Annotated in this window: 23 protein-coding genes; 15 read left to right on the top strand and 8 right to left on the bottom strand. The window is 41.4% G+C overall.

The window, feature by feature from the left end:
- Nucleotides 1-73: 73 nt before the first annotated feature.
- The 3 genes from HQQ94_RS14805 to HQQ94_RS14815 form a co-directional block, all read right to left on the bottom strand.
- A complete protein-coding gene (locus tag HQQ94_RS14805) occupies nt 74-424 on the bottom strand; it encodes a hypothetical protein (protein ID WP_173295139.1) in 351 nt (116 codons plus the stop codon).
- A 107-nt stretch (nt 425-531) separates the two neighbouring features.
- Nucleotides 532-873 (bottom strand): hypothetical protein, encoded by a 342-nt coding sequence (locus tag HQQ94_RS14810; protein WP_173295140.1) that lies wholly within the window; start codon nt 871-873, stop codon nt 532-534.
- Between the two features lie 118 nt (nt 874-991).
- Nucleotides 992-2,197 (bottom strand): alpha/beta fold hydrolase, encoded by a 1,206-nt coding sequence (locus HQQ94_RS14815; protein ID WP_173295141.1) that lies wholly within the window; start codon nt 2,195-2,197, stop codon nt 992-994.
- Nucleotides 2,198-2,301: 104 nt separating this feature from the next.
- Between HQQ94_RS14815 and HQQ94_RS14820 the strand changes: the two genes are divergently transcribed.
- From HQQ94_RS14820 to HQQ94_RS14835, 4 genes are all read left to right on the top strand, one after another.
- Nucleotides 2,302-3,153, top strand: a complete 852-nt coding sequence (locus HQQ94_RS14820; RefSeq protein ID WP_173295142.1) for a LysR family transcriptional regulator — start codon at nt 2,302-2,304, stop codon at nt 3,151-3,153.
- A gap of 448 nt (nt 3,154-3,601) precedes the next feature.
- Nucleotides 3,602-3,802 carry a hypothetical protein gene (locus HQQ94_RS14825; RefSeq protein ID WP_173295143.1) on the top strand — a complete coding sequence of 67 codons (201 nt, stop codon included), beginning with the start codon at nt 3,602-3,604 and terminating at the stop codon, nt 3,800-3,802.
- An 86-nt stretch (nt 3,803-3,888) separates the two neighbouring features.
- Nucleotides 3,889-4,503 carry a hypothetical protein gene (locus HQQ94_RS14830; protein WP_173295144.1) on the top strand — a complete coding sequence of 205 codons (615 nt, stop codon included), beginning with the start codon at nt 3,889-3,891 and terminating at the stop codon, nt 4,501-4,503.
- A gap of 140 nt (nt 4,504-4,643) precedes the next feature.
- Nucleotides 4,644-5,507, top strand: coding sequence for an RluA family pseudouridine synthase (locus tag HQQ94_RS14835; protein ID WP_173295145.1), 864 nt, complete (start codon nt 4,644-4,646; stop codon nt 5,505-5,507).
- Nucleotides 5,508-5,541: 34 nt separating this feature from the next.
- On the opposite strand, the gene HQQ94_RS14840 is transcribed toward HQQ94_RS14835, so the two are convergent.
- Nucleotides 5,542-6,351, bottom strand: a complete 810-nt coding sequence (locus HQQ94_RS14840) for an IclR family transcriptional regulator (protein ID WP_173295146.1) — start codon at nt 6,349-6,351, stop codon at nt 5,542-5,544.
- Between the two features lie 241 nt (nt 6,352-6,592).
- Here HQQ94_RS14840 and pta point away from each other — a divergent pair, with 241 nt between their 5' ends.
- Both pta and HQQ94_RS14850 read left to right on the top strand, forming a co-directional pair.
- On the top strand, nt 6,593-7,651 hold the full coding sequence (gene pta / locus HQQ94_RS14845; protein WP_173295147.1) for a phosphate acetyltransferase: 1,059 nt from the start codon (nt 6,593-6,595) through the stop codon (nt 7,649-7,651).
- A 52-nt stretch (nt 7,652-7,703) separates the two neighbouring features.
- Nucleotides 7,704-8,465, top strand: a complete 762-nt coding sequence (locus HQQ94_RS14850) for a sulfite exporter TauE/SafE family protein (RefSeq protein ID WP_173295148.1) — start codon at nt 7,704-7,706, stop codon at nt 8,463-8,465.
- Here HQQ94_RS14850 and HQQ94_RS14855 read toward each other — a convergent pair.
- Nucleotides 8,448-10,259, bottom strand: coding sequence for a cobalt chelatase (locus HQQ94_RS14855; protein ID WP_173295149.1), 1,812 nt, complete (start codon nt 10,257-10,259; stop codon nt 8,448-8,450). The genes HQQ94_RS14850 and HQQ94_RS14855 overlap by 18 nt on opposite strands.
- Before the next feature lie 4 nt (nt 10,260-10,263).
- Nucleotides 10,264-11,232, bottom strand: coding sequence for a MoxR family ATPase (locus HQQ94_RS14860; RefSeq protein WP_217274044.1), 969 nt, complete (start codon nt 11,230-11,232; stop codon nt 10,264-10,266).
- A gap of 267 nt (nt 11,233-11,499) precedes the next feature.
- Here HQQ94_RS14860 and xsc point away from each other — a divergent pair, with 267 nt between their 5' ends.
- The 8 genes from xsc to HQQ94_RS14900 all read left to right on the top strand — a co-directional run bounded on the left by xsc (nt 11,500) and on the right by HQQ94_RS14900 (nt 19,670).
- Nucleotides 11,500-13,311: a sulfoacetaldehyde acetyltransferase gene (gene xsc, locus HQQ94_RS14865; RefSeq protein ID WP_173295151.1), complete on the top strand. Its 1,812-nt coding sequence runs from the start codon at nt 11,500-11,502 to the stop codon at nt 13,309-13,311.
- Between the two features lie 68 nt (nt 13,312-13,379).
- Complete coding sequence (locus tag HQQ94_RS14870) at nt 13,380-13,538, top strand: hypothetical protein (protein ID WP_173295152.1); 159 nt, start codon at nt 13,380-13,382, stop codon at nt 13,536-13,538.
- Nucleotides 13,539-13,698: 160 nt separating this feature from the next.
- A complete protein-coding gene (locus HQQ94_RS14875) occupies nt 13,699-14,115 on the top strand; it encodes a nuclear transport factor 2 family protein (protein WP_217274045.1) in 417 nt (138 codons plus the stop codon).
- 39 nt (nt 14,116-14,154) lie between these two features.
- Nucleotides 14,155-15,594 (top strand): FAD-binding oxidoreductase, encoded by a 1,440-nt coding sequence (locus HQQ94_RS14880; RefSeq protein WP_254304066.1) that lies wholly within the window; start codon nt 14,155-14,157, stop codon nt 15,592-15,594.
- Nucleotides 15,595-15,708: 114 nt separating this feature from the next.
- Nucleotides 15,709-16,716 carry a TRAP transporter substrate-binding protein gene (locus HQQ94_RS14885; RefSeq protein WP_173295154.1) on the top strand — a complete coding sequence of 336 codons (1,008 nt, stop codon included), beginning with the start codon at nt 15,709-15,711 and terminating at the stop codon, nt 16,714-16,716.
- Nucleotides 16,717-16,839: 123 nt separating this feature from the next.
- Nucleotides 16,840-17,391, top strand: coding sequence for a TRAP transporter small permease (locus HQQ94_RS14890; protein ID WP_173295155.1), 552 nt, complete (start codon nt 16,840-16,842; stop codon nt 17,389-17,391).
- A gap of 2 nt (nt 17,392-17,393) precedes the next feature.
- Nucleotides 17,394-18,734: a TRAP transporter large permease gene (locus HQQ94_RS14895; RefSeq protein ID WP_173295156.1), complete on the top strand. Its 1,341-nt coding sequence runs from the start codon at nt 17,394-17,396 to the stop codon at nt 18,732-18,734.
- 54 nt (nt 18,735-18,788) lie between these two features.
- Nucleotides 18,789-19,670: a cache domain-containing protein gene (locus HQQ94_RS14900; protein ID WP_173295157.1), complete on the top strand. Its 882-nt coding sequence runs from the start codon at nt 18,789-18,791 to the stop codon at nt 19,668-19,670.
- Between the two features lie 84 nt (nt 19,671-19,754).
- Here HQQ94_RS14900 and HQQ94_RS14905 read toward each other — a convergent pair whose 3' ends face one another.
- Entirely contained in the window at nt 19,755-20,117 is a 363-nt protein-coding gene (locus HQQ94_RS14905; RefSeq protein ID WP_173295158.1) for a nuclear transport factor 2 family protein, read from the bottom strand.
- A 177-nt stretch (nt 20,118-20,294) separates the two neighbouring features.
- On the opposite strand from HQQ94_RS14905, the gene HQQ94_RS14910 reads away from it, so the two are divergent.
- A complete protein-coding gene (locus HQQ94_RS14910; protein ID WP_173295159.1) occupies nt 20,295-21,107 on the top strand; it encodes a transporter substrate-binding domain-containing protein in 813 nt (270 codons plus the stop codon).
- A 598-nt stretch (nt 21,108-21,705) separates the two neighbouring features.
- Here HQQ94_RS14910 and HQQ94_RS14915 read toward each other — a convergent pair.
- Nucleotides 21,706-22,461 (bottom strand): enoyl-CoA hydratase-related protein, encoded by a 756-nt coding sequence (locus tag HQQ94_RS14915; protein WP_173295160.1) that lies wholly within the window; start codon nt 22,459-22,461, stop codon nt 21,706-21,708.
- Nucleotides 22,462-22,584 lie beyond the last annotated feature (123 nt).

Consider the following 22,584-nt stretch of genomic DNA (forward strand, 5'->3'; position numbering starts at 1 on the left):
ACAGGTTTGCGTTCTTCAGAGATAAGAAGTATCTAAATATCGGGACACTTTACAAAGAGCTTTAGATTCAGCACTATTTTAAATTATCTATTTTGTTTAAAATCACTCCATTCAAAGTAACAATTTTTGAGCCATCATAAAAGTCAATCTGTAATCCATTTCCCTCCAATGCCCCTTTAAATAATGACTTTTCAATTAATTCACCCGAATTTTCAGTATAAATCGAACATGAGATTGTTGAATCATCAATATTTTGGCAATCAATCCAATCCCCACCATCTATTCCTCCAACCCACTGTGCTTGATGAGGTAGATTTTCAGGTTTAATACGTTGTTCTATTACACTAGGACTAAAAAAAAGTACAACCATTACCAATGAGGCTAATATCACCAAACTAATTATCAATTTTTCAAAATCATTCATGGTTTGAAAGTTATCACTGTTAATATAAGCTTCACTTATTACTCCAGATTGACCTGATATTGAGTTAACCTACCTTGAAAAACACCGCCTCCGGTAAAGCTGTGGGCTTATTTACGGTGTTTACCGAATGACTCGTACACACTGAGACTGACCACATTAGCGGACGCATCAGTTTCCAGTACTGGCGTGCCTAACATGTCAGTATGTTGATCAGTGACTTTGCTGCTGCGCGATACCGTACCCGCTAAATAACCTACTCCACATTGATGACGAGCATTACAGGTCTGTACTTCGACCTTGTTACTGCCAAGGGACAAACCCGCCAGTGAATAAGCCGTCCCCGTGACCTTAATAATGCGCGGTTTACCGCTTTCATCTGTGATAATATCGCCCACCGCAATAGGAATAAATACAGTATGACCTTGCACTGCCTGAGCTGGCAGGCTCATGGCACTCCAAATGAGGAATAATAGCGCCATTAAACGTCGCATTAATTGCGCGATTCTGAGAAAACATAATGATGTACCCCTTATTATTTCCTATCATAAGTGGCACAGTTAACTTAGCTTAAAAACATTCCACTAATGCCTCAGGCATTTCTACTGGGATAGAATGGCTAGCCTTTTTCACTGCACTATAGGTCGCATTAGGCATTAACCGTGCAATTTCTTCTCCATGAGCTGACGGAGTAGCAATGTCCTCTGTACCTGCAAGTACAATGGTATTCACCGTTATTTCTTTCAGTATTTCACGTATATCTTCACGTTCTATGACAGCTGCATCCATTGCATAAGCCAACATCCTTGGATTTGCTTTCATTTGTTTATTAATGTCATCTCTTGCATAGGCAGGGTGAGCCTGTAACCACGACGACGTGTATTTAATCTTTTGTATATCTTCAAATACGCTTTGCCTATTTTTTTCATCCAACGACAATAACAAAGACCGTCGCTGTTGCCATAGAGGCATGTGCGAGGGTGCTTCCGCCCGAGTGCTGGTATTAACGAGCACAAGCTTATTCAACAATTGGGGATATTTAGCCGCTATCCGTAAGGCAATCATACCTCCTTGACTGTGCCCAACTAGCGTAACTTTGCTAATGTTATTTTCAATGAGCCACAAGGCAATATCATTCGCAATAGCATTTAAATCTAACCCTTCACGCCAACCACTCGCACCATGACCTGGCATATCAAATACCACACATCGAAATGGTTTACTTAAACGCTTAATCACGGGAGACCAAAATGTTCGATCAAGAAATAAACCATGTAAAAATACCAACGTTGGTCCCTCCCCATGATCATCCCAGCCATACTGCACACCATTTACACGCGCTGAACGTTGCGGCCACTGACTATGATGAGCTTTAGATAACATCAGTGAATCTTCAAATATTTGATAACGGGTGATCTGCCCGTTGCTTGTGGTAAATCGAATCATAAAGTCACCATCAGCAATGGCATTTGTACTCACCACACGATGGCGAAAATGGCCAATAGCAATCACATCTGGAGTGACATCAATTAATGGTTCTAACTTAACATCAAGAGGTATAAACCCTTCGGGGAAACGCGTTAACCACAGTCTAATTGCATCTTTACCTTGAACTATACCGACCGTTTTTAAAACAGGATCGCCATCAACATGCCAAATGGCATCATCACTAACATACTGCAGCGCCACTTCTATATTCTTTTCAGCAAAAGCTGTCAAATACGCATTAACTGTAGCAATCGAAGACAGCGGGGAAATAGATAAAAGAGTATCCATATAATAACTTCTCTGTAACTAACTATAGATATCCAGTGTAAAAGCTCTCAACCCTAGTTAAAATGGATAATATTAGAAATTAGCTATCCATAAATGGAATGGTCATGAATATTGAAAATATTTATTTTTTCACTGCCGTTATACGACATGGCAGCCTAAGCAAAGCTGCATCTAAATTGGGGGTTAGCCCACAAACAGTCAGTCGAAAAGTGGCTAGTTTAGAGCATGAAATTGGTACCACTCTTTTCATTAAGCACCCTACTGGCTATCAACCTACTACTGATGGATTATCATTTTACAAAGAAGCTCAGAATGTAGAGAAAACCCTCGCGTCTTTTAAAGCTAACGTTAGAAAACAGCAGAACGAATTTGAAGGATCAGTGCGAGTAGCACTTCCAGAAATGTTAGCACTACGCATCGTTATACCTCAACTACAGCCCTTTATTCAGCGCTACCCAAAATTAGAACTACAAGTCGTGACGGGAATATATAATGTCGGTATTGCCAGAGGAGATGCTGATATTGCTTTACGTTTAAAGCGGCCAGAGCAAGGAGCCCTAACGGTGCGTAAAGTGGGAAGTATATCGTCAGGAATGTTTACATCGAAAGATCAAAATACAAACCTCGATAACGTCCCACTAATAGGCTGGGACTGCCACATAGATTTACCTGCAGCCAAATTGCTCACAAAAATCACTAACCGCCCCCCCAATTTGCGCTTTAATACTCTTGCCACTCAAGAAGCTGCTATTCGCAGTGGATTAGGTGCTGGAATATTGCCACATTTTTTATCTGACGATTTAACTCAAATAGAAATTCCCGCCATCAAACCAGAGTCCCTATGGTTAATCAGCCACGCCAACGAGACGTCTACGCCAAGAATTAGAGCAGTTTATGATGAAATCGCTAATATCATCAGCGCCAATCAAATGCACTTAATGCCTAAACAACACTAAAGAACCGATCAGTTTTTTTCTTGCGGCCAAAAAACTGGCACTTAAACCAGTCGAGCTGTTGTTGAAGTGTGAGGACCTTTTCCGACAGCTCAATAACATGAGTATTTAATTGCTCAGTATCGGGTAGTTGATTTTATCACCCTCGCCCTCAACGTGATAAAACAGCCCTAACTCTAAACGTTTGCTCCATAAACAGTAGCACCCATTACTGAAATACAAGACTTTCATCATCGTCTGCCAACTTCCCGTTCACGGGATAGGGCTCGAGTTGATGTTTAGCTAACACGATTAAACCATCGAATTATGATAACGACAGGAAATGATGCTTTTTCTGGAAAAAAATATATACTCTATACATTAAAATGATCAAATAGCTCAATTGCATATCGTGTTAAATTTCGATACAATTTATGCGATTAACACATTTTAAGCACACCATGGGGTTTAAATGAGCAATGATAAAACAACATTAGTGGCCACAACTCAAGATGTTTTCTTATCTGAAAAAGAAAATGAGTTAATTGGACGTTTACACTCGATCAATATTTCGGAACTATTACATGAAAAATCCGAGCCAAAACAAACACTAAGCTGTTTGAATGCTATTAACGCATTTAATTCTGCTTTTACAAATACGATAACCATATAACAAGTAACCAACAAATAGCTTTGATTTGCTTACAGTTTTATCTAAAATAACGCCTCAAGTGTGAATTTTTAGGAATTGTAAGTCATATGACAAAAAAATGGGTCTTTAACGCGTTAGTACAATCAAATAACGATCCGATTGGCTTGCTCGCTTACGCACTGTATAAATTCCGTAAAGATGAAATTGCCAAGGCCCTAGGTAATAAAGGAAAAAGCGGCCCTGAAATCGCTAAACGACTAGAAAACTTCCATGATGACACTCTGTGTTCACAAACTGCCCTTGATGATTTTCGCTCCAAAGCCATTAGAATGGCTAATCTTATTGGTGAAACATTATCAAAAGAAACTATTGAGGAATACCAAAATAAATCGACAATTCTCGAACAAGATAGAAAACAACTTGAGAAAGAACAGAACGAATTCAATAAAATACTCAGTAAAGAACAAACAAAACTTAAAAATGAGTTATTAGACAAGTTTAAAACAGTGGTGAACGATACGCCGAAAAAAAGCAATACACGCAAGTGTATTGATTGGATTGCAGGTGGTTTTTCAGGGATAGTCGCTCAAATTATTGTCTTAGTGTTTACCTTTGGCGTCTTGTCTATTTACACTGGCAGCAGTGAAAAACTGGCAAAAAGTTTCGCACAAGGTATCGTCTCATCAATGACTGCATCACCGGCATTTGTTACCACTAAATAATGTACTCATTACGAATAAAAGGCTTGATCAGTATGTAGATACTTACCCCATAAACCTGATCCCCGATCACAATGAAAATAGTGTAAACTAGCCTCCACTACCTCATACTGCCAGAACACATTAACCCCTCTATGAACCCAATGCCCCCCAACAAAATTGAAAGCCACGTTACTGTGACATCAAGCGAAGATAATGCCGCTTCTGTGCTTGCAAAAGCAAGCAAACTCTCTAAACAGCAAATCAAACAGGCCATGACAAAAGGGGCGGTATGGCATACTCGCCAACAGCATACATCACGCCTTAGACGGGGAAAGAAAGCGCTAAAAATAGGTGATGAGCTACATCTTTATTACAATCAACAGGTGTTGCAACATCAAGTCGATGATGCTGAATTAATCGCAGACTTAGATCAATATAGCCTCTGGTACAAACCCTATGGCATGCTATGCCAAGGCTCAAAATGGGGCGACCACACCACCATCAACCGCTATGCACAAACTCATTTAACGCCTGACAGACCCGCTTTTATCATTCACCGCTTAGACAGAGCAGCCACCGGACTTGTGTTGATCGGGCACACTAAACGCACCACTGCGGCATTAGCTAAGCTTTTCGAAACCAGAGCATTAGATAAATATTATCAGGTGATTGTTGAAGGTCACTTAATCAACTTGCAGTCTGACAACCCGAGCATCACAATCAACACCCCTATAGACAACAAGCCTGCTTGTTCGCACGCCAGGCTGCTAGCCTATGATCCTCAGCAACACAGATCCATGGTTGAGGTCAAGATAGAGTCAGGCCGAAAACACCAAATCCGTATTCATATGGCCTCTATTGGCCACCCTGTTGTCGGCGATAGACTGCACGGCGTAGCGAAGGAGTCAGACGTCAATCTGCAACTCACTTCTTGTTATCTTAAATTCGCTTGCCCTATCACAGGTAAGCGCAAAGAGTTTGTACTGCCCGACCGATTACGGCCAACACTGACATCCTTAATATAATGTCATCTCACCCCCCAAGCAGTATGACTACCATCTATACCTGTGCAGGCCAACTTTCGGCTTCAATGGCCGCTAACGCACTCGCTGCGCGTTGCAAAGCAGGTAAAAAATGCAAGGCACTTTCTGGCTTTAAACGCATCATGGGAGCTTGTATCGCTAAGCATAAATTCGCCCGACCAGTAGGTGCTGGCACCAAAACAGCAACACACAACAACCCCGGTAAATACTCTTCATTATCAATGGCATAGCCCGCATTCTTTACGTTGTCTATCTCAGTTTCTAACGCATTAATATCTACAATAGTTTTTTCTGTGTACTGAGTTAATGCCACGTGAGTCAATAATCTTTTGCGCTGGGAAGTGCTCATTTCAGACAAAAATAATTTTCCACTTGCCGAACAATGCACCGGCACTCTGGAGCCTGAATGCAAATAAAATCTCAATGGAGCAGCCGTTTCTATCCTATCAAGGTAAACAATTTCACCACCGGATAACGCGGTAATGTTGCAACTCTCACCTACGTCATCAACAAGTTGACGTAACACAGTTCGTCTCGCACTATGAGTCGTATTATTTAACAACAATTGCTCTGCCAATCTTCGTAATCGACCACCGGTACTGTAATGGCGCTCATCACCATCACGTTGAATAATACCTGCTGCTTCAAGTTGTTGCAGCATTCTGTGTAAGGTGGGTTTAGGTAAACCAGTCTCTTCGACCAGTCCCTGCAATGAAAAAAACTCATCTCTTTGTGCAATCACTTCCAGTAATGAAAAAAGACGCAAGGTAGGTGTATCGCCATTGACTCGAGCAGAGTTAGTTTGATCACTTTGAGATCCTTTCATATATCCCCATTTTGGTTTATCACAGATGAGAGCCATAGATTATAACGACTTTTTTTGATAATTCATTGACGTTAATGGTATATAGCACATACTATCACAAACAAATCACAATTAATGGAACTTTTTGTCTCACTTACATGTTTGAGATGAATTTAATTCTTAATCCTATAGCAAGTAATGCTTAACATTGATTTCAAAGCAAGGATGGCCATTTCGCCTCAACGATAAGAAGAGCATAAATATGAAAGTGATTGACAAAATAATTGAACAAGCACGCCTTTCTCCCCGAACCATCGTGTTATGTGAAAGTGATGATCAACGCATTGTTCAAGCCGCGTTACGTGCAAGTGAAGAAGGCATTGCAAACATCATCTTAGTGGGGAAAATTGACACCATTTCTCAATTAATCACTGACAACCACAGTAAGATGTTACTCAATGGGATCACGGTCATTGACCCTGCTCACTCACCTCTGATTGATGAATTTAGTCAGGCACTTTTTGCTAAAAGAAAGCACAAAGGAATGACCTTAACCACCGCACAGCAAGAGGTCCATAAACCGCTGTGCTTTGCTAATCTCTTGGTGGATCTCGGCTATGCCGATGGCTCTGTGGCAGGTGCGGTAAATAATACTGCAGACGTGGTTCGTAGTGCGATTCAAGTGATCGGGATTAGCCCTCAAGCTAAGTTGGTGTCGAGCTTTTTTCTAATGATCATGTGCCAGCCATTTCATCAACTTAAAGGGGGGATCATTTTTTCTGATTGTGGGCTGGTTATCGACCCAAACGCCGAAGAGCTGGCTGACATCGCTATGGCTGCAGCTCGCAATGCTCAAGCCTTACTCGGTGAAGACCCAAAAGTCGCCATGTTGTCGTTTTCGACCAATGGTAGCGCTAAACATTCAGCCGTCGATAAAGTGGTCAACGCCTCAAATATTGTCAAAGCGGCCATGCCTAACTTAGCCATAGACGCTGATGTTCAACTCGATGCAGCAATTGTTGCCGATATTGCCGAGAAAAAAGGCCCTAATTCCAAAGTGAAAGGCCAGTCAAATGTATTAATATTTCCCAATCTAGAGGCCGGTAATATCGGTTATAAACTGGCTGAGAGAATGGCTCAAGCTCTCGCAATTGGTCCTCTACTCCAAGGATTAGCAAAACCTGCCAATGATCTGTCTCGTGGCTGTAATGCCAACGACATCTTTTTAGTCATTGCGGTAACGGTAGTACAAGCACAAGCATTGACACCTGTAACGCCAAGAGATCAACTGACACCTATCGCAATACCATTACACTCGTGACACCAACTCAAGATGCAGAGTTGAGCATATTATATCATCAACGGAGAGAGCGATGACAAGTACCGTAGTTTTACTGTTGTTAATCATTGTCGTCGGTACTTATTTTCAAACCGCTACGGGCTTTGGTCTGGGGATCATCGTCACCGGTGCCACCACAGCATTTGGACTGGCAGACCTTAATTTTATCGCTGCTGTGGTCAGTTTAATCACGTTAGTTAATTGCGCGTTTTCTCTACCTGGTTGCCTCAAACAACTAGATTGGCGCGCCATGTGCGCTGCTGGAATCGCGGTATGTCCAGGGGTCATTATTGGGGTGGTATTACTTGCTTACTTAAGCGATTTTGCAACTAACATACTGCAAATTTTACTCGGGATTATGATCATAATCAGTGGCGTAAGCTCGATGCTCAGTGCAAAAAACCGTGAACATCAATCTCGTAGTCATGACGCCAGTTTTTTCGTCAGTGGCCTTGCATCGGGCTTTACTGGTGGCTTATTTGGCATTGCGGGACCACCACTGGTCTTTCACTTTTATCGTCAGCCTTTTTCCATCGTCACTATTCGTAACATGCTACTTATGTTATTTGCCTGCATTTGTGCAATTCGCAGTGGCTACCTCGCATTTTATGGTCTCCTCACCGATGAGATCTTAATACTATCAGTATTCGCTATCCCATTAGTTTCTGTTACCACTTTACTGGTGCGGCGTTTTCCGCCAGCTTTAAGCCCCCAGCACATGCGCTATGTGGTGTTTACTTTATTAATACTAATTGGCGGGCATCTGCTGATATCAGGTCTATGGTCTCTGCTGTAACTTGGTGATCATCTCAATCACCTGAGTAAACATAGCCGCATTAAGCGCCTGTGTTAGATCCATGCCCAAATTGTTAGGATAATAAGGACTCAAGTCAATTCCCACCCCTAACCCCACGATATCCACCCCAGCTCTTTGTTGCTCAGCAACTACCGCTTTGAGATGATTATCGAGATAATACGTATCGTTTGCTTGATTCGTTGCCGTATCCATAGGGCAACCATCAGAGATCACCACTAAAATTTTGCGTGTAGACTCCTGGGTTAACAGTCGCTGACAGGCCCATTGCACCGCTTCTCCATCTATTCCTTCGCGAAATAAATCCAATTTAAACATGGAAGCCAACCCCAATCGTGCACGCCTCCAACTTTGTTTTGCGTGTTTAAAGATCAAATGCCACACTGGATTTAAGCGGCCAGGATCCGTTGGACAACCTTGCCTGCGCCATTGTTTCAGTGCAGCTCCCCCATTCCAAGCCCCAGTGGTAAACCCTAAGACTTCGGTGGCGGTACCCGCCATATCAAATGCACGTACTAAAATATCAAGTACTGTTGCCACTTGCCTAATATGCGTCTTCATCGAACCTGAACAATCGACTAAAAAACTCACATGACAATCAATGTTAGGTTTAGCATCAGCTTGATAGAAGAGGGCTGTCTCACTTGGTGAGCTAATTAATAAAGGTAAGCGTCCGCCATCGATATACCCTTCATCTCTCGATGATCGCCAATCATCAACTTTAAGTCGACTCAATCTGGTTGAGATTTGACGCGCCAATTGATTAATATTAATTTTCTGTTGCGCAACCAGCTTATCAAGCTGATCCCTATATTCCTGCAGTAACTCAATACGAACGAGATTAGCAGGAAATATCACCTTATCAAATTGAGTGGTAAACACCTGATAAACCTGACTCGCTGCAACAAGAACACGACTGGTACCCGTATTGACGATGGGAAATTCAACACTCTCATGGTTCTCAATTTCAAGTAAAATCGTAAAACCCTTGACCACTTTATCACGATTATCTCTTTGTTCATCAGCCGTTAATTCGCATGATTCCACTTCAATCATCGACTCAATAATACTGGCAATATCCAGTGCATAATCCCCATACAGGCTTTGATCATGTCGACTTTGACGTAAACCAGATAGTTGGGTACCTATGGAGGTGGCAAGCGCCAAACGCGTGTGTTCTATCACGCTTTCTGTTTCAGCAAGCACAGCTTGAGCCATTAATTTTGCTCTACTTACCTGCCCTAAGGTATAAAGCAGTATACCTATCGCTGTATTGGTGAGCCCTGAATAATAGAAACTCTGTGACCAATGCGTAAATAAGCTATCAACATTGAACCTCATTCCAGGCCATTGTCTTGGGATCAGGCTTTCCACTCTAAATTGCTCTAACATTTCATACACGAGTGCCGCTATTTGCGTGGCAGGTTGGCGACTCTGGTGCACATTAAGATCTGAATAGAGCAGCCTTAATGACAATGCATCGATTCTGCCTCGTGGATCGGGGGCTAATGTTACTGCTATGGGGGGTAAATTAACCTCTTTTTCCAGTTCATGGCATGCAGTCTTTGACCAATACACCTGTATATGTGGCGCATAAAATGGCATGACACGCGTATGGCTATAAAGTGTAAAATTACGATACGAATAAGCCATTGGTAAGCCCGTTTGAGCATCACATTGACTGCTGAAAGTGTTTAGCAAAGCAGTGGCCACTTTATCCGTTTTTTTAGCGTGTTCTTCACGCTGAACAGCATCTACTATATTGAAAAAAGTCATTATCTTACTCAATTAAGCTCAATTCTTGTGTAAAACACCGCTGAAAATATTCAGCAACTAGCCCTTTCTCTTGCTGTTCACATTTATTCAAAAAAGACAGCCTAAAGGCCAAATGAAGATCATCAAATATGTCATAATTCTCTGCCCAAGTGATCACTGTACGAGGCGACATCAAGGTAGACAGTTCTCCTGCAACAAAGCCTTTTCTGGTCAAGTTAGCTAATGACACCATTGCATCGATTAAACTTCGACACTCCCCTTTTAAATTAGTCACTTGATCTAATACCATGCTCACTTCCTCATCCTGAGGTAAATAGTTAAGCGATGCTAAAATATTCCAGCGATCAATTTGCGCATGGTTCAATACTTGGACACCACGATACATACCAGAAAAATCCCCTTGCCCTATGGTATTGGCTGTCGCAAATAAACGAAAATCGGCATGAGGAGAAATCACTTTATTCTTATCTAATAATGTCAGTTTTCCATCCCGCTCCAAAATCCGTTGGATCACAAACATCACCTCTGGCCGTCCAGCATCATATTCATCAAAAATAAGTGCGATAGGGCGCTGAATAGACCAAGGTAAAATCCCCTCTTGAAATTCAGTCACCTGCTTGCCTTCTCTAATGACGATAGTGTCTTTACCCACTAGATCTAATCGACTGATATTGCCATCTAAATTAACCCGTAAACATGGCCAATTGAGTCTCGCAGCGATTTGCTCTATATGCGTCGATTTGCCTGTGCCATGCATCCCTTGCAACATGACACGTCTGTTATGCTCAAAACCGGCCAAAATAGCCAATGTCACTTCTTTATTAAAGTGATAACCCACATCAATGTCTGGCACATAAGCATCGGGATCCCTAAAGCCAGTAACCACTAAATCAGAATCTATGTTAAAGACTTCACGCACACTAATCTCGACCTTTATTGGATGCACAATTGATGTATTTATGGGCTCATTCATTATATTTAATCCACTCAACATTTAATTTTAAATGACATGTTAACTCTTCTCATTCTGTCAATTGATGGAGATAAACCAGTGTCAATACTTACTTGCTGACCATGAAACTAACACGTAAAAACAAAAATCAGAACAAAAAGTACCATTTTATAAAATAATTGTTTGACAGGATGTTTTATAGCTCATAATGTAAGTGCAGTTCAATTAGTGGAACCTTTCATTCCATAAAACAAATTTATTTGATAAGCATTAGAGGAATTACTCATTATGAGCAAACAAAATGACCGAGCTGTTGTTGAAGGTCCAACTATGATGACCCCATCCGAGGCCTTCGTAGAAACTATGGTCGCCAATGATGTCACAAATATATTCGGTATTATGGGATCAGCATTTATGGATGCCATGGATATATTTTCTCCAGCAGGTATCCGCCTTATTCCCGTCGTACACGAACAAGGTGCAGGCCATATGGCCGATGGCTTCTCTCGAGTCTCTGGGAATCATGGTGTAGTGATAGGTCAAAATGGGCCAGGAATAAGCAACTGTGTCACCGCCATTGCGGCTGCATATTGGGCCCATAGCCCTGTGGTGATTATCACACCAGAAACCGGCACGATGACTCAAGGATTAGGTGGATTTCAAGAATGTAATCAACTTCCAATGTTCCAAGAATTCACTAAATATCAAGGGCATGTTACCCATCCTAATCGTATGGCTGAATACACGGGCCGTTGTTTTGATCGTGCATTAAGCGAAATGGGTCCCACTCAACTTAATATTCCACGGGATTATTTCTACGGTGAGAGCACGGTAGAAATCCCTAAGCCTTCACGCCTTGACAGAGGGCCTGGTGGAGAATCTAGCCTCAATGAAGCAGCAGATTTACTCGCTAAAGCTAAATTCCCAGTCATTATTTCCGGTGGCGGCGTTGTCATGGGTGATGCCATTGAAGAGTGTAAAGCCCTTGCTGAACGCTTAGGTGCTCCCGTGGTCAATAGCTATTTACACAACGATTCATTTCCTGCGAGTCACGAACTGTGGTGTGGTCCTCTAGGCTATCAAGGTTCAAAAGCCGCCATGAAGTTAATCGCTCAAGCTGATGTGGTTATCGCATTAGGTTCACGCTTAGGCCCATTTGGCACCTTACCTCAACATGGCATGGATTATTGGCCAAAAGACGCAAAAATCATTCAGATAGATGCTGACAACAAGATGCTAGGACTCGTGAAAAAGATTTCTGTCGGCATTTGTGGCGATGCAAAAGCCGCTGCCATCGCCCTTACTGAGCGTCTTGCTAAACGTACCTTAGACTGTGACGCTACCCTTGCCCAACGTAAAGATAAGATCTGCACAGAAAAAGCAGCTTGGGAAAAAGAGCTAGACGAATGGACTCATGAAACGGATGCATTCAGCTTAGACATGATTAAAGAAAATGCCGCAGAAACCCCTTTCTCTGGCGGCGAATATTTACACCCTCGTCAGGTATTACGTGAACTTGAAAAAGCCATGCCTGAAGATGTGATGGTCTCTACCGACATCGGTAACATTAATTCCATCGCCAACAGTTATCTCCGCTTTGACAAGCCAAGAAGCTTCTTTGCGGCCATGAGTTTTGGTAATTGTGGTTACGCCTTCCCAACGATTATCGGGGCCAAGGTTGCCGCGCCAGAACGCCCAGCAGTCTCCTACGCTGGTGACGGAGCTTGGGGAATGAGCTTAATGGAAACCATGACCTGTGTGCGTCACGATATCCCCGTTACCGCTGTCGTGTTCCATAACCGTCAATGGGGTGCAGAAAAGAAAAATCAGGTCGATTTCTATGACCGCCGCTTTGTCGCAGGTGAATTGGATAACGAAAGTTTTGCTGAGATAGCACGAGCAATGGGCGCGGAAGGCGTCACCGTTGATCGCCTTGAAGATGTTGGACCCGCCCTTAAGAAAGCCATCGATATGCAGATGAATGAAGGTAAAACCACCATCATAGAAATCATGTGTACCCGTGAGCTCGGTGATCCTTTCCGCCGTGATGCACTATCAACCCCCGTTCGTCACTTGGAAAAGTATAAAGATTTCGTCTAACCCTTGTCGGAGTGAATCTGGCTCATTGATTGGGCCAGGTAGTTTTTCCATTACAAGGTCATCAATTCATGAGCACAAAACAACTCTCTACACCGCTGAATACATTCAGCAACGTGCAACCTGAATTCATGCTATGTGGCGTTATCAGCGCAGCAGTGATGGCCATTCCATTGACCTTATTTAATCGTAATTGTCATTGCTATTTTTTTAACCATTTTGATATATAAAAATATACCACCAACAAGATAAAAAATAAGTACCCCCTATTTTAAGGAGTTTCACCTTAGTAAATAGGTCTTATATTGATAAAAAGTATCAAATACGATACAAAATATTTCATTATATGGAATACAGTTCACACAATTATGATGTTTGGAGTAAATTAACATGAATAATCAGGAAGCTAATACAATGAGTAATCAAGAAACCCTCGCTTTTTTAAACACCTTTTCTCAAGCATGGAATGATCACGACATAGATGCATTAATGAACTGCATGACAACCGATTGTGAATTCCATGCCATTGCAGGTGCTGACCTTTTAGGGGCAAGCTTTTATGGGTTTGATGACGTTAAAACTGCATTTCAACTCGCATGGAAGAATTTCCCTGATGCACAATGGCTAGATGGCGATCACTTTATTAGTGGCGACCGCGCTGTAACAGAATCTACATTTTGTGGCACCAAAGCTGACGGTACGCGAGTTGAAGCACGTATGGTGGATATATTTACGCTACGTGATGGCAAAATTCAGGTGAAAAATGCCTTCCGTAAAGATCGCCCTTCACTGACAGTGTCCGCTTAATCGCGCACGCTTTTTCTGCACAACGCATTAAGGATGACCATGAGCATAAACCTCAAACAAACAAGCTTAAATCTAAAAGCAGGGATGAGTGCACAGGATCCATATAACCCGCAATATGATCCCTTAGTCAATGCCAACCCAGGACAAGGGCAAGATTATGCCCCAACGTATTGGATTGGTACCGCAGGAGAAGCTCCTGAGGATGATGGCCCTATTTTGGGTGACACCTCAGCCGATGTGGTCATTGTCGGCTCAGGCTATACCGGACTCTGTGCTGCTATCTATCTTGCTGAGCATTATGGCATCAAAGCGACAGTATTAGAGGCTAATCGGACAAGTTGGGGCTGCAGCACCCGTAATGGTGGTCAGGCCCAGTGCGCCTCAGGACGATTAAAGCGCTCTCAATGGATTGAACGTTGGGGGGTTGATACTGCACTGCGTATGCACCAAGAATGCCTCGATGGCATGCAAACCTTTAAAGATCTTATCAAAGACATTGATTGTGAGCCGCAAGTTGGTGGACATCTTTATATCGCTCACCGTGATAAAATGATGCCAACATTGGAAAAAGAAGCGTCTTTACTACGTCAAACCTTTAACTACGATGCGCAAATCTTAGATGCATCAACCGTTAGAAATCAATTCGTCGGGGACACTGAGGCAGCTGGTGCGATGCATGAACCTGAAGGGATCGGGATCCATGCGGGAAAACTGGCCTTTGGCTACCTAAAAAAAGCCCGCGCATTAGGTGTCAAAGTGCATCCTGGTAGTCCAGTCATTGACTGGAACACGCGCAACGGCGTACATTACCTAACCACCCCTGGCGGCATTGTAAAAGCAGCAGCGGTTGGGATGGCGACCGGCGGCTACACCTCACAGGGTCTGCACGCCAGTACTAAAAATCGCTTGTTACCTATTTTATCTAATTCGATCGTGACTCGACCTTTAACCAATGCAGAACTTGATGCTTGTAACTTTAAGACACATCAAGTGCTCACTGATACCCGAGTATTGAGGCATTATTATCGTCTTTTACCCGACAATCGCGTTCAAATAGGTAGCCGTAGTGCGATCAGTGGTCAGCATGCACCCAAACAAAAATACCAACAGTTTCTGGAGAACGACTTAGCCAAAAAGTTTCCTGCATTAAAAGGAATACAAATCGATTACTCTTGGTGGGGCTGGGTGGATGTCAGTCATGACATGATGCCACGCATCTATCGACCCGATCCTAAAGAAACTATCTATTACGCCTTAGGTTATGGCGGTAATGGTGTGATGTATTCCGCCCAAGCAGGTAAGCGACTTGCACAATGGATTGCAGGAGAAGAGACCCAGATTGATCTGCCCATATTTCAATCTAAGTTACCCTTCCCGAATATTCGTGAGGCGATTGAATCTGAAACATTTGCCCCCTTTAGAAGAATGGGCCAACGATTTTTGTACAACTGGTATCACCTTAAGGATGAAGTCCTTTAAGTGAAGATATACCGCAATTACCTCCCTATGCAGGATGATTGATATGGAGGTAACTTGTCGATAAGCATAATATTTTTAATTCGAATCTTATAATTATGATAACAGGATAGAACTATGAAATTTATTAAAGGCGTCGTTGCGCCACTCATCACCAGTGTTAGTTTATTTGCCATCCTACCTATGGCTTCAGCTGAAACCTTCAAGATGGCAGTAGGGGATGCCGCAGGAGGCACTCAATGGGAGCTTGGGCATAAGTTTAAAGAGCTTATCAGTGACAAAACAGCAGGGAAAACCACCGTAGATCTATTTCCTAATGGTCAGCTAGGTAATGAACAAGATACCGTCAACAATGCCTCCATGGGATTATTAGACTTCTCGATTATCGCCATTAATAACGTCACCCCTTTTTCTCCTAGTGTCGGCTTATTAACCATGCCTTACGTCATTTTAAGTGCCGAAGAAGCAAAAACATTAACTCAAGGTAAAATAGGCAAAGAGTTGATTCAAAATACCATTAAGGATGCGGGCGTGCGTATTGTGGGATGGGCATACTCAGGTTTTCGCGTTCTAACCAATTCTAAGCGTCCGATTGAATCACTGGCCGATCTCAAAGGACTCGTGATCCGCGTTCCCCGTAATGAGATCATGATGTCGACATACCAAGCATGGGGCGTTAACCCAACACCGATGGCCTGGTCAGAAACCTTTACAGGCCTTCAATTAGGTGTGGTAGATGGGCAAGACAACCCTTACATGACCATCAATGCAATGAAGTTTAATGAGGTCCAAAAATATGTGACCAATATTCGTTATATTTTCTCCATCGAACCTCTCATCATCAGTGAATCGATTTTTCAAGCTCAAAAACCCGCTATGCAAGCCATTATTTTAGAGGCTGGCAAAGAAGCCACAGACTATAGCTACTCCTTTTTACTCGAGTCTGAAGAAAAAATCCGAAAGTCATTAGTTGCCAAAGGCATGATTATCTCCACACCGAGTAACGGTGAAAAGGAATGGATAGATGTCGCGACGAAAAAGGTCTGGCCTAAATTTTATAACAGCATAGGTGGAAAAGTGAAACTTGATAATGCCTTAGCGACCTTAGGTCGCACTGCTAATTAACCTTAGATGATATTTATTGAGCCAAAGATTAATACGAATACCAAGTAATAATTGACATGGCGAGTGCGAATATTAACCATCATTTTGTTCGCTTTAATCAGAGTTGTTTATTGAGGACAAAATATGTCTGCTAAGCATTTTTTTATCAAGCACATTAATAATATTGAAGAATATTTATGTGCTTTGTTGTTAGCTGCTTTTGTGATGATACTGTTTGCACAAATTGTATTACGACAACTGTTTCAGTACTCCCTTCCCTGGGGAGATGAAGTCTCAACCTATATGTTCGTATGGTTTGCTTATTTAGGCGCTGTTGTTGCCGCTAAAATGTCGGCACACAACCGGGTGACATTTCACTTTAAATGGTTTCCTCCCATCGTTAAAACGGTGAGTGAAACCATAGCTGATCTTTTATGGGTTGGATTCAATCTCTTTTTCGTTTATCTAAGTTATGATTTTGTTTTTAATAAGATGAATCTCTTTTGGAAGTCACAAACAACGGGAATTCCAATGAAGTACTTTTATCTTATTTTACCCATTGCATTCACATTAATGTCGGTAAGAATACTCTTGAATCTATATTTGAAATTATTTAAAGGGATTGAAGCCCTCGATCCTGAAACACAAGAGCTGAAAAAAATTAGCCTATCCGCTGCCAAGAAAAGCGAGGTATAACCATGGAACAATATCTCACTGTGATCTTGTTTGGTGGTTTCATCATCATGCTCATTCTAGGAGCTCCTATTACAGTATCGTTAGCAGGCGCTGCCATGGCTGCCTACCTGATACTTGACAAAAATCCTATCGCAATGGTTCAGATAGCATTTACTTCCGTGGGTAATTTTCCATTAATGGCCTTACCCGCATTTGTTCTGGCTGGCGCCCTCATGGAAGCGGCTGGGATCTCCAGGCGGCTTGTTGATATTGCCGAGCATTTAGCCGGTCCTATCACCGGAGGACTGGGGGCAGCGACCATCATTGCCTGTGTCTTTTTCGGATCAATATCTGGATCCGGGCCAGCCACCACTGCTGCCGTCGGCATGCTAATGATACCCGCAATGGTTAAACGTCACTACGATCGCAGTTACGCTTCAGCTATCACAGCAGCTTCTGGAGGACTTGGGATCATTATCCCACCGTCCATTCCCTTGGTTATTTTCGGCATTTCTTCCATGGGACTCCAGCCACCGACTGAAGCAATTGCCTTGCATGGCCCATTTGCCAGTGTCTCAATTCCTAAACTCTTTATTGCTGGTATCATTCCAGGGCTCATTATCGCCTTAAGTTTAATTGCGATGAACTACATCATCTCTAAACGTGAAGGCTATAAAGGGTTAACCGACAATTGGTCTTTCTCTGAAATAGGCTCTGTCTTTCGCCGTGGGATTTGGTCTCTACTCGCGCCAGTACTTATTTTAGGTGGCATCTATTCTGGCATTTTTACACCAACTGAATCGGCCATCGTCGCGGTAGTTTATTCACTTTTTGTGGGTTTTTTTATTCACAAAGAAATGAAAATAAACAATGTTTTTAAGTCACTAACTACCACAACTTGGATCACAGGTCGAGTCCTACTGATATTGTTTGCCGCCACCGTGTTTGGCCGTCTTTTAGTCGAACAAAGAATTCCAGCCATCATTGCAGATAATCTGCTTCACATGACTGACAACATGTACCTAATTTGGATCTTGATGATTGTCTTCTTGCTATTTGTGGGGATGTTTATGGAGACACTGGCAGCGATTATGATCATCGTGCCTGTTATGCTACCTATCATGTATATGCTAGGGGCTGATCCCACCCATGTAGGGATTGTGGTCGTGTGCGTACTCTCAATTGGGTTCGCTACTCCCCCCTTAGGAGAAAACATTTTTGTGGCTTCTGGGATTGGCGGCTCCAGTGTCGAGCAGATCACCTCCCGCATCCACCCCTTTGTATTAGCCTCGGTTATTGGTGTCATATTTATCGCCTTCTTTCCTCAATTGACACTTTGGCTTCCCTCCTTAGTAGGCTACTGATGATTATGATGAGCATACAAAATTTGATTATATTTATATTTTTAGGAATGTCATATGAATACTCAGTTAAAAAATAGCCTACTAACTGCCAGTTTAGTGCTTACCTCAACAATGTCCACGGGGATCACTCACGCAGATAATAATATGTATGTTACTCATATCGAAACCAAAGAAGAAGTTAGCGCTAAAGAGCTGTTAACACGCGCTATCACACATATAAAAATAAGTGGTGGTGAGGCTGTCAATGATTTCAGTCACAAAGAAGAATTTATCAATGGAAACTTATACGTTTTCGCACTGAGTATTGATGGACGTTTTTTAGCCAGCGGAGGTTCGTCGTCAGTACTCGTCGGCGACACTGTATTAGATATTTTTGACATGTATGGTAAATACTTTTTCCGTGAGATGATCCAAAAAGCCGAAAAAGAGGGACAGGGATCTGTCGAATATCACTGGAAAAACCCAACCGACAGAACCGCTTCGCCTAAAAGAACCTTATTCCAACGCGTCGGTGACATCATTATTGCCGTCGGTTACTACCCAGTCAGAGCCAATGCTTTCCAAGCTAAAGAACTCTTAGGACGTGCCACCGTTGAAATGCATAAGAATTTAAAATCAGCCCTGTATCAATTTAATAATCTCGATGGCCAATATGTGAATGGTGACCTTTATCTCTTTGTTATAGATATCAAAACCAAATTATTTTTAGCACACGGCGTCAGTCGAAGCTTCATTGGTCAATCTATTGATACAGTCTTGGATGATGTAGGCAAAGACGCTACTCATGACATGCTAGAAATGGTGAAACATCAAGATTCAGGTGAAATAAGTTACCTATGGACCAATCCCATCACCAATGAAAAAGAGAGAAAACACACCTTTTTTAGCTCAATCGATGATAAATTATTAGGAGTAGGTTTCTACACTCCAGATTAATCATCCCCATCAACACCAAAGACAGGAATAAATTTTAACCATGTATTCCTGTCTTTTAAACACTCATGCATTCGTGTTAATGCATTAGTGTTGATGTTTCATAAATGAACTCTTCACTTTTATTTTACCCTTCTCAAAAGTAAATAAATCACATCCCTCTAGCGCTATTTTAGTTCCATCAGATTTAGTGGTAATAAATGTCCACTGTGAACAGCCTCTGTTACCTTGAATGAAATGACTTGCATTATCAAAGTGCACATCGGGCATCATTTCCCACACTGATATAAACTTAGCTTTAACCGCCTCACATCCTGAATAACGAGTACCGTATGTCTCAGGCCCACCGCCTGTTTCAAAAATGCAATCTGCTGACATAAAAGACATAATTTTATCAATATCGTGTTTATTCCACGCATCAACATAAGCCTGAAGATCATCAATATTCATATTTTTATCCACTTATACCATTAACGAAATAACCAGTAGGTTTTAGTATAGCAATTGCACAGATAAGCGTGATAATGGTATCCCCCCCTGAACTCTGCTTAAGCAGTATTTAAAAAATATCACAATATTTAACGCTAACATCTATTCTTATTTGTATACACTGTAACTGAGGAAAACATGATGAAATGGCTAGGTTTAGGTCTAATGTTAACTCACTTATTTTCTTTAGAATCAAATGCTTCAGAAAAAAACTATACTGATACCATAATAACAACCAATAAAAAAGAAAACAAAGCTAACACACTTAATCCAATAATCATCGCGTTTAATATAAGAGTTCCAATTTATCTTGAGCCTAAAAGTGGTCAAGATCACCCAGAAGGAACCGTTGGGACACCAGCATCTCAAGCACTAAAAAATACAAATTTAAACTATGAATGGCAAAATATTCCTTTTAGCCGTGTTATGAAAATGATAGAGGGTAATATGACAAAAATATGTAACCCGAGCTTATTCAAAACAGAAGAAAGACTAAAATTTTCAAAATATAGTAATATGGTGTATCAAGACAAAGAAATTCTGATTTTAAGTTATAAAAATCACCCAACATTAAAAGACAATCTAACATTAGAGCAATTACTCTCTAGTGGAGACTTTAAGTTACTTGCTAAACAAGGTTATTCCTACGGTAATAGATATGATGAAATCATCAAACATAATGAAAAAAATAATGTCACTAGAGTCATTACTGGTAACTATGAAATTATTAAAATGTTACTCAAAAAAAGAAGTGACTTTATGTTTATCGACCCTACAGAATTAGATGGGATTTTCATTGAAACTGATATCACTCCTGAACAAGTACAGACTTACTCTATAAAAGATGCTCCTGAAGGAAATAAACGATATTTTATGTGTAGCAAAAAAGTCAGCAATGAAGAAATAAACGAAATTAACAAAGGATTAAAAATAAACAGACTCAAAAAATAATTATATTATTTATTGTAAATAGAGCATGTAAATAATTCTGTGTAAGTGATCAGGTAACAATTATCTTGTAATGACTTCCAACAGTATCGAGGATCCCCGTCTTATACCCGTCACTCCTTGAATTGGCTTTTCGAAACTTTCATATGTGCTAGGTGGCAACCATTCATACTTTGCTTTTTCCCACAAAATTTCAATGAAAACAGATGTTCAACATGCTGAGAATATTCATCTGGGTAATTAGGCGGTAAAAACAGCGATACACCTGCTTTTCCTACCACAATGATTTACAAAGCAACGATTTACAAAGCAATGATTACTTCAATCAGCTATCGGTTGAAGAGACAGCGAGGATAGAACATAGATTAAACACGAGAGAGCCTCGCTGGGATATTATTCACCTTATGACATATTTATGCAGCATTTGATAATAATACAATTCCCTCTATCAGGTCAAAATCATTATATTTTTGCCTGACAGAGGGCTGTCAACTTCAAAAACCTAAGGCCTTTTACGGAAAACCGATAAACATGATGAGTGACAGTGTAAGTGTTATGGTTTGTCTTTGACTTTGACTATCGTGCTCCCAAAAAATCAGCTTTAATCATTGATTATATTACTGTTATTTAAAAAAGCTTGGAAGCGTATTTTAGCTTCATCACTTTTCAACCTTATTCCAAACTCATTAAGCTCCATTTTCATCTGCTGGCGAACCAATTCTTTATTGGGTCGTAACAGCACTCGAGTCGCTTGAAGTGCTTGAGGTGGCTGACTTGCGAGTTTTATCGCTTTAGCAAGTGCATGCTCAAATATGTCTTCATCTGATATCACATCATTAATGATATTCAATGATTTAGCTTTTTGTACATCGAAACTTTCACCGAGTAGCAATAGCTCTGAGGCTTGTTGTAAACCCATAAGCTGAGGTAATAATAAGCTGGATCCAGCTTCTGGTACGAGAGATAAATTAATAAAAGGTAATTGAAATTTTGCCGATCGAGAGGCATACACCAGATCACAATGAAGTAGTAAGGTTGTGCCTATCCCAATAGCTGCACCAGTGACTGCTGCAACAATAGGCTTAGTTAAATCGAGTAAGGTGAAAAGAAATCGAAAAGCGGGATGTTGTTCATCTAAGTGGCTAGCAGTTAAAAAGTCAGCAACATCATTTCCTGCGGTAAAAACATTTGATTGCCCTTTGATTAAAAAGGCATAAATTGCATTATCAGACTCACCTTCTATAAGATGCTCTGTCATGCAAGTGTACATCTCAAGACTGAGTGCGTTGCGTTTTTCTGGGCGATTAATGGTAATTATTTTAACGCCTTGCTTATCTTGAACTTGAATTTGACTCATCTCGTTATGTCCTATTAGGCAAGGGAGGAAATCGACAGTGTTCAATGCATTGAACTACATTCAAACAAGTGTTTAATTTACTCCTCTTGATGTCAACCTTTTTTTCTTTAACCAAGTAAAAGA

This window comes from Shewanella sp. VB17, assembly GCF_013248905.1.
Taxonomy (GTDB): Bacteria; Pseudomonadota; Gammaproteobacteria; order Enterobacterales; family Shewanellaceae; genus Shewanella.